Annotated in this window: 5 protein-coding genes; all 5 read left to right on the forward strand. The window is 75.2% G+C overall.

What is annotated here, in order from left to right:
• Positions 1-82 precede the first annotated feature (82 nt).
• The 5 genes from ligA (at position 83) to ABZ172_RS23505 (ending at position 8,297) form a co-directional block, all read left to right on the forward strand.
• Positions 83-2,353 (forward strand): NAD-dependent DNA ligase LigA, encoded by a 2,271-nt coding sequence (gene ligA, locus ABZ172_RS23485; RefSeq protein ID WP_356886065.1) that lies wholly within the window; start codon positions 83-85, stop codon positions 2,351-2,353.
• Positions 2,354-2,517: 164 nt separating this feature from the next.
• Positions 2,518-3,366, forward strand: a complete 849-nt coding sequence (locus tag ABZ172_RS23490) for a rod shape-determining protein (RefSeq protein WP_356886067.1) — start codon at positions 2,518-2,520, stop codon at positions 3,364-3,366.
• 1,223 nt (positions 3,367-4,589) lie between these two features.
• On the forward strand, positions 4,590-6,935 hold the full coding sequence (gene secD, locus ABZ172_RS23495) for a protein translocase subunit SecD (protein WP_356886069.1): 2,346 nt from the start codon (positions 4,590-4,592) through the stop codon (positions 6,933-6,935).
• Positions 6,936-7,052: 117 nt separating this feature from the next.
• The gene (locus ABZ172_RS23500; RefSeq protein ID WP_356886071.1) at positions 7,053-7,796 is read left to right on the forward strand and encodes a YoaK family protein; all 744 of its coding nucleotides are present in this window, start codon (positions 7,053-7,055) and stop codon (positions 7,794-7,796) included.
• Between the two features lie 195 nt (positions 7,797-7,991).
• Positions 7,992-8,297: a 4a-hydroxytetrahydrobiopterin dehydratase gene (locus ABZ172_RS23505; RefSeq protein ID WP_356886073.1), complete on the forward strand. Its 306-nt coding sequence runs from the start codon at positions 7,992-7,994 to the stop codon at positions 8,295-8,297.
• Positions 8,298-8,479: the final 182 nt, after the last annotated feature.

Raw genomic sequence — 8,479 nt, forward strand, 5'->3', positions numbered from 1 at the left:
GACCGCGGCGGGACGCCCCGCGCGCGGGGGCTCCGCCCGGCGACCGGGGGCGTTGTCAGTGGCGGGCGGCAGGATGGTGCCCATGACGACGAACTCAGCCGGACCGCTCACCGACACCGCCGCCTACGCAGCCGCGGTGGACCAGGCGGGACGTGCCGCCGCCGCGTACTACGCCACCGGCGAGAGCACGCTCGACGACGACGCCTACGACCGGCTGACGCGCGCCATCGCGGCCTACGAGGAGGAGCACCCGCAGGAGGTGCTGGACGCCTCGCCGACGGGCAAGGTCGCGGGCGGTGCGGCCTCGGGCGACGTGCCGCACACCGTGCCCATGCTCTCGCTCGACAACGTCTTCTCCGCCGAGCAGTTCGTCACCTGGACCGCGTCCGTGGAGCGGCGGATCGGCAGGCCCGTGGCGGCCTGGAGCGTGGAGCCCAAGCTCGACGGCCTGGCCGTCGCGGCGCGCTACCGGCAGGGCCGGCTCGAACAGCTCATCACCCGGGGCGACGGGACGGCGGGCGAGGACGTCTCCCACGCGATCGGCACGGTGCTCGGTCTGCCCGAGCGGCTCGACGCGCCCGCCACGCTGGAGATACGCGGCGAGATCCTCATGACCGAGGAGCAGTTCGAGACGGCGAACACGGTCCGCACGGAGCACGGCGCCGCGCCCTTCGCCAATCCGCGCAACGGCGCGGCCGGCACCCTGCGGGCCAAGGACCGCCCCTACCGCGTGGAGATGACCTTCTTCGCCTACGCGGCGCTCGCCCTGCCCGGTTCCGGCGCGCCGGCGGACACCCTGGCCGGCCTCCCGCACAGCGAGGTCCTGGCGTACGTCGCGGAGATCGGCGTGCACACGGCGGCGGACACCGCGGTCGCCCCGCGCACCGTGACCACCGTCGAGGAGGTGCAGGCCGGGGTGGAGGACATCGCCGCGCTGCGCGCCTCGCTGCCCTTCGGGATCGACGGCATCGTGATCAAGGCGGACCTGGCGGCCGACCAGCGCGACGCGGGCTCCGGCACCCGGGCGCCGCGCTGGGCCATCGCCTACAAGCTCCCGGCCGTGGAGAAGGTCACCCGGCTGCTGGGCGTCGAGTGGAACGTCGGCAGGACCGGCATCATCGCGCCGCGCGCCGTGCTGGAGCCCGTCGAGATCGACGGCTCCACCGTCAGCTACGCCACGCTGCACAACCCGGCCGACATCACGCGCCGGGACCTGCGCCTCGGTGACCACGTGATGGTCTACAAGGCGGGCGACATCATCCCCCGCATCGAGGCGCCCGTGGCCCATCTGCGCACGGGCGAGGAGCAGCCGATCGAGTTCCCCGAGGCCTGTCCCCGGTGCGGCTCGGAGATCGACACCAGCGAGCAGCGCTGGCGCTGCACCCGGGGCCGCGACTGCCGTCTGGTCGCCTCCGTCTCCTACGCGGCCGGGCGGGACCAGCTCGACATCGAGGGACTCGGCGCCACCCGCGTCGTGCAGCTCGTCGACGCGGGCCTCGTCCGGGACTTCGCCGACCTCTTCACGCTGGAGCGGGACCAGCTCCTCTCCCTGGACCGGATGGGGGAGACCTCCACCGACAACCTGCTGGCGGCCATCGAGGCGGCCGCGGCCCGTCCGCTGTCCCGCGTGTTCTGCGCCCTCGGCGTCCGGGGCACGGGCCGCTCCATGTCCCGCCGGATCGCCCGCCACTTCGCCTCGATGGACCGGATCGCCGCCGCTGACGCGGAGGCGCTCCAGCAGGTCGACGGCATCGGCACGGAGAAGGCCGCGGCGGTCGTCAGGGAGCTGGCGGAGCTCGCGCCGCTGATCGCCAAGCTGGTCGCCGCCGGGGTCAACATGACGGAGCCCGGCGCGACCCCGCCCCCGGAACCCGGTGCCGCGCAGGAGGGCGACGCCGGGGACACCGCAGCGGCGGACCTGCCGCTCGCCGGCATGACGGTCGTGGTGACCGGAGCCATGACCGGAGCCCTGGAGCAGCTCTCGCGCAACCAGATGAACGAGCTGATCGAGCGCGCCGGGGGGAAGTCCTCCTCCAGCGTCTCCAAGCGCACGACCCTGCTGGTCGCCGGGGAGAAGGCGGGATCCAAGCGGACCAAGGCCGAGGACCTGGGCATCCGGATCGCCGCGCCCGAGGAGTTCGCCGCAATGATCGCCGCCTTCCTCGCCGCGGAGACGCCGACCGCGCAGGCCGATGACGCCGAGGCCGATGGCGCCGATGCCGCTGCCGTCGAGGCGGCGGCCGGCGAGTCGCCGGCTGCGGGACCGCTGGAGGCGTCGGCCGACGAGGCGTCAGCCGTGGCGCTCTCGGCGGCGGAGGCACCCGCCGCCGAGGAGGTGAGCGTCACGGCGTGAGGCCGCGCTGCGGTGCTCGACCTTGAATTGCCAAGGGAGTGGCCTTTTCCCGCCTTGTATCGCATAGTGAGGGATCGATACGACCTCGCTATCGGTGGGCCGTGGGTCATGGGCCTGTGGGTCGTTGTGGGTGGCTGGGACGGCATTCCTGAGGGTGAGGGCCGATGTGTGCTTCGCGTGACGGGCGGCGGCGCGGCCGGCCGGTCCTCCGGCGGCAGCAGGGGCAGAGCACCGCGGGCGCCGCGGCCCGTCCTGGTCCCGTCAAGGGCCTGGCGGTCGACCTCGGAAGCTCCGGGACCCGTGCCTGGGTCCCGGGGCTAGGACTGGTCACCGGCGGACCAGCCGGCACGGAGGGCGGTGTTCCGCGGCCGGTCCGGCGCGGGCGCATCGTCGACGCGGAGACCTGCGCCCGGCTTCTCGGGCGTCTCGCCGACTCCGCGCTGGGCGACGACCGGGAAGGCGTCCTCGTGCTCAGCCATCCGGTCCTGGCGGGACGCGAACACCGCGCCCTCGCAGGGGAGATCCTCGCGTCCGTGGGTGCGTCCCGCACGGTGCTCCTCAACAGCGCCGGTGCCGCGGCTGCGTGCGCCGGGGGTCCGGTGGGCGGTCCGGTGCTCGTCGTCGACCTGGGCGCCGAACTGACCGAAGCCGCCCTGCTCGTCGACGGCGCGGTCGTCGACGCCCGTCAGCGGGAGGCGGGCCTCAGCGATCTCGAACCCCGCGCGGTGGCCGCCGAAGTCGGCCGTGACGTCGTCGATATGATCACGTCCATGTGGCGTCAGGACCGGCACGGAGCGGTACGCGGAGCGCTGCGCCGCGGTCCGCTGCTCACCGGCGGCGGAGCGCACAGGCGTGATGTCACCGACCGGATCACGAGCCGCCTCGGCGGGCCGGTGCGCATCGCCCCGGACCCGTCCACCGCCGTGGTGCGCGGCGCCGCGCTGTACGTGGACGCCGTCACCGGCAGCGCCGCCCGGGGCGCGGTCTCCGTCCGCCCGGTCCGGCAGCGGTGAGCCCCCGCCCGGGGGCACCCCGGGGCAACGCGTCCCCGCAGGGGCCGCACGACGCACCGCACGACGACGCACCGCACGACGACGCACCGCACGACGACGCGGCGCGGGACGACGCGGCGCGGGACGACGCCCCGCCGCGCGACGCACCACAGGGCGACACGGGGACGGCCGGCGTGCCGCAGTGCCGCAGGCTGCCGTATGACACGCCGCCGCATGACGCCCCGTCGTTCGGACGGGCCCACGGCCGACTGCCGCATGACGTGCCGCCGAGCGGACCTGGACGCGACATCCCGCCGAGCGGACCCGGGGACGACAGCCCGCCGCATGGCAGCCCGCTGCACCGCACCCCGCCGGACGACACACGATCCGCCCGTGCCGCGCAGCACCGTGGGTCGCCGTACCGGCTGCCTTCCCACCGGCTGCCTCCCCACCGGGTGCCACGGCGCCCGGCATCGCCGTATCAGGTGCGGCACGGCCTTGTCGTGCTGCTCCTGGCCGTCCTGACCCTGCTCGGTGGTGGCCCGGCGACGGCGGTACACGCGCACCGGGGGCCGGTATCGGCCGCACCGCATGCCATGGGTTCCGTGGCTCCTGCTGCCGGTTCCGTGCGACGGACCGGGGGCTCCGCGCCGCAGGCCACGCGTTCCGCACCGCAGGCCACGATCTCCACAGCGCAGGCCACCGGTTCCGCAGGACGAGCCAAGGGCCCTGCACCGCACGTCACGGGACCCGCACCCCACTCCACCGGCCCCGCAGGCTCCGTCACCGGCCCCGCACCCCACTCCACCGGTCCCGCAGGCTCTGTCACCGGCCCCGCACCCCACTCCACCGGTCTCGCAGGCTCCGTCACCGACCCCGCACCCCACCCCGTCGGCCCCGCCGTGCGGCCCGATGGAGCTGCTCCGTGGGCGGAGAGCGGTTGGTTGCCCGGGCCGCGTGCGGGCGCCGACCGGCCGCACCGCCCACCGCACCTTCCTCCGCCCGGGCACGGTGCCCTGCCGCCGTGTCCGCAGGGCCTTCCGCCGTCCCGCGTCGTCGCACCGGGCGGCCCGGGCGCGGGTCCGGCCTTTCCCGTGCGGCCCGGGACGGCGCTGCCCGGTGTACGGGGTCCCCCGGGGGTGACGGCCGGTCAGCCGGCCGTCCACCGGTCCTGTTCCACAGACCTGTCGTCCCGCCCTCCCCGCTGAGGCACGGGCGGACGACGCCCACCCAAGGGGACACCCATGACTCGCGCCACCACGGTGCGGGCGGTTCTGGCTGCCGCCGTTCTGCTCGCCTCCGTGCTCATCACGCTGACCATGTCACCCAGACTCGGCCTGGATCTCCAGGGCGGCACCCGGATGGTGCTGCAGACCATGGACTCCGCCACCGCCACGGCCGACCGGGAGAGCACCGACCGGACCCTGGAGGTGCTGCGGCAGCGCATCGACTCCCTCGGCGTCGCCGAGCCGGCCCTGACCCGCTCGGGCGAGGACCGCATCATCGTCGAACTGCCCGACGTCCAGGACCCGGGACAGGCCGCCGACGTCATCGGCAGGACCGCCCAGCTCGGCTTCCACGCGGTCAGCGGCCCCGGCTCCGGGGACCCCGGCTCGGCGGCTCCCGGTTCCGAGGACGCCCGTTCCGAGGACGGGGACGTGACCGGGGACGGGGGAGCGACGCTGCCCGACGAGCAGGGCGGCCTCCTCGCGCTCGGCCCGGAGCGGCTCTCCGGCGCCGGGGTCGAGGACGCCACCGCCGACTTCGACGCCCAGCAGGGCGCGGGCTGGACGGTCTCGCTGGACTTCCGCGAGGACGCGGGCCGGGAGTGGAGCCGGCTCACCGGTGACGCCGCCTGCCACCCCGCAGGTGACGCACGGCGTCGTGTCGCGATCGTCCTCGACGGGAAGGTCATCTCCTCCCCCCAGGTCGATCCGTCGATCGCCTGCGGGACCGGACTGCCCTCCGGATCCACCCGGATCACCGGCTCGTTCGGCGCCGAGGAGGCGCAGGACCTGGCCCTGCTCATCAAGGGCGGCGCGCTCCCCGTCCCCGTCGAGATCGTCGAACAGCGGACCGTCGGTCCGACCCTCGGTGCCGCCGCCATCGACGCCAGCGCCCGGGCGGCGCTCATCGGCGCCGCCGCCACCGCGCTCTTCATCACCGTCGCGTACCGGCTCTTCGGCGGGCTCGCCGCGCTCGCGCTGGCCGCCTACGGTGTCATCTCCTACGCGGCCCTCGTCGCCCTGGGCGTGACCCTGACCCTGCCGGGCCTCGCCGGCTTCGTCCTCGCCGTCGGCATGGCGGTCGACGCCAACGTCCTGGTCTTCGAGCGGGCCCGGGAGGAGTACGCGGACCGGCGGGGCGGCTCCCTGCGCACCGCACTGACCGCCGGGTTCCGCAACGCCCGGAGCGCCGTCGCCGACTCCAACATCACCACGCTGATCGCCGCGGCGCTCCTCTTCCTCCTCGGCTCGGGGCCGGTCAAGGGCTTCGGCGTCACGCTCGCCATCGGCGTCCTGGTCTCGATGTTCTCCGCGCTCGTCGTCGCCCGCGCGCTCACCGAGATCGCGACGGGATCGCGGTTCGTCAACGACTACGCGGGTGTCAACGGCATCGCACGGCCCGGCCGTGTCCGGACCTGGCTGACCGAACGGGCACCCCGGCTGTTCCGGTCGCCGCGACGGTGGCTGACGGCATCCGCCGTGCTCGTCCTCGTCGCCGTGACCGGCATCCTCGTGCGCGGAGTCGACCTGGGGGTGGAGTTCACCGGCGGACGGCTCGTGGAGTACGCGACGAGCCGCCCCGTCGACGTCGAGACCGCCCGGGACGCGATCGCCGCCGCCGGGTTCGCCGACGCCGAGGTCACCACCGCGGGCGAGCGCGACCTCTCCGTCCGCACGGGGCAGCTGGACAACGACGGGGAGCACGCCCTGCGAGCAGCGCTGGCCGAGGAGGGCGGTGCGACGGACAAGGTGCGCGACGAACTGATCGGCCCCAGTCTCGGCGACGAACTGCGGCGCAACGCCCTCATCGCCCTGGCCGTGGCGGTGCTCGTGCAACTCGCCTATCTCGCGGTCCGGTTCCGCTGGACGTTCGCGGTGGCCTCCGTCGGGGCCCTGGTGCACGACGTCGTCATCCTCGTCGGCGCCTTCGCCTGGCTCGGACGGCCCGTCGACGGGATCTTCCTGGCCGCGCTGCTCACCGTCATCGGCTACTCCGTCAACGACTCCGTGGTGGTCTTCGACCGGGTGCGGGAGCTGTGGGCCCTGAACCGGGGCACACCGCTCGCCCGCATCGCCGACCGGGCGGTCCTGCAGACCGTCCCGCGCACCGTCAACACGGGGATGGGCGCGCTGTTCATCCTGGTGGCCCTCGCCGTGCTGGGCGGGGACTCGCTCGCGGACTTCGCCCTCGCCCTGCTCATCGGCATCTGCGTCGGTACGTACTCCTCGGTGCTGACCGCGGTGCCGGGGGCGCTCCTGCTGGAGCGGAGCAGCAAGGCCCCGCCACCGGTGCGTGGACGGGGCCCGGGGCGCGGCGCCGGACGGACCCGCCGCGACGCCGCCGACCACGGGGCGCGCGTCTGACGCGGGGACACGGGCGCGCCGGGCGGGGACGATACGGTCCCGCCCGGCGCGTACCGGCGGCATCGGCGGCGCGGTGCGGCAGAATCCGGACCGACGAGTGATCGGAGCGTGCCGCCCATGCACGTCGTGCTGCGTGAGGCCCGGGACACGCTGGTGCCCGACATGGACGGCCCGCACGGGCCGCTGCCGCCGGTGCTGCTGGCCCTGACCGTGGTCAGCGGACTGGTCGACGCGTTCAGCTTCCTGCTCCTCGGGCACGTCTTCGTCGCCAACATGACGGGCAACGTCGTCATCATGGGCTTCGCCCTCGCGGGCGCGCCCGGCTTCTCGACGGCGGCCTCGACGGTGGCGCTCGTCTCGTTCGCCGCCGGAGCGCTGGCCGGCGGCATCACGATGCACCTGGGCAGGGCGCACCGGGGCCGCCGGCTGCTGCACGCCCTGCTCGTCCAGTCGGCCTTCGTCACCGCGGCCCTGGTCGTCACGCTGCTCTCGGGCGGCCCGTACACCGGGGGTGCCCGCTTCACGCTCGTCGTGCTGCTGGGCCTCGGGCTCGGGGTGCAGAACGCCTCGGTACGGGCGCTGGGCGTGCCCGATCTGACCACCACCGTGCTCACCCGCACGCTCACCGGAGCCGTCGCCGACAGCCTGCTGGCCCGCGGGCCGGGCAGCCGGGCGGGGCGTCGCGTGCTGTCCGCCGCCGCGATGCTGGCCGGTGCCTTCGTCGGCGCGGTCACCGCGCTGCACGTGCACCCGGCGCTGCCGCTGCTGTGCGCGCTGGCCGTGCTGACCGGCGCGGCCGTGGCGATCGGGGTGCTGTCGCGGGGCGACGCCCTCTGGACGCGGCCGGACCCGGGGAAGTGAGCGGCGGGGGCGGTCCCGGGGAAGTGAGCGGCGCGGCCGGACCCGGGGAGGTGAGCGGCGGGGGCGGCAGTGCGGTGCTCTCCGCGCCGCGGTCCGTGTCAGGGGCGACAGCCGGCGGGCCCGGACCGTAACGTCCAGCTGCACCGATGTCCCTCCGCGGCGCCGTCCGCACCGACACGCCCCAGGAGCCGCCGCATGCCCGCCGAACCGCTGTCCGCCGACGAGGTCGAGACCGGGCTGCGCGAGCTGCCCGGCTGGCGGCTCGAAGGGGACCGCATCACCCGCACCTACCGGCTGCCCTCACACTTCGCCGCGGCGGGACTGACCGTCCACGTCGCCCAGATCCAGGAGGAGCTGGGCCACCACTCGGACCTGACGCTGGGCTACCACACGGTGGCGCTCGCCGTGCACACGCACGACGCGGGCGGCGCCGTCACCCGGAAGGACCTCGCGCTCGCGGCACGCGTCGAGGCCGTCGCCGCCGGGCACGGAGCGCGGTAGCCGGTCCCGCCCACGGCCGGTACGCGGCGCAGGCGGCTCACGGGTGGGCCTGTCCCGCGCGGCCGGCCCGCACCGGGTCGCTCACGGCGGGCGCCCGCCGGACGTGCCGGAGCCCCACCGCGATCGCGGGGGGGTGATAGGAATAGAGGAGGGGAGGGAGAAAGAGTAAGAGGTTACGGGTA

It is taken from the genome of Streptomyces sp. NPDC006296, assembly GCF_040613235.1.
GTDB lineage: Bacteria > Actinomycetota > Actinomycetes > Streptomycetales > Streptomycetaceae > Streptomyces.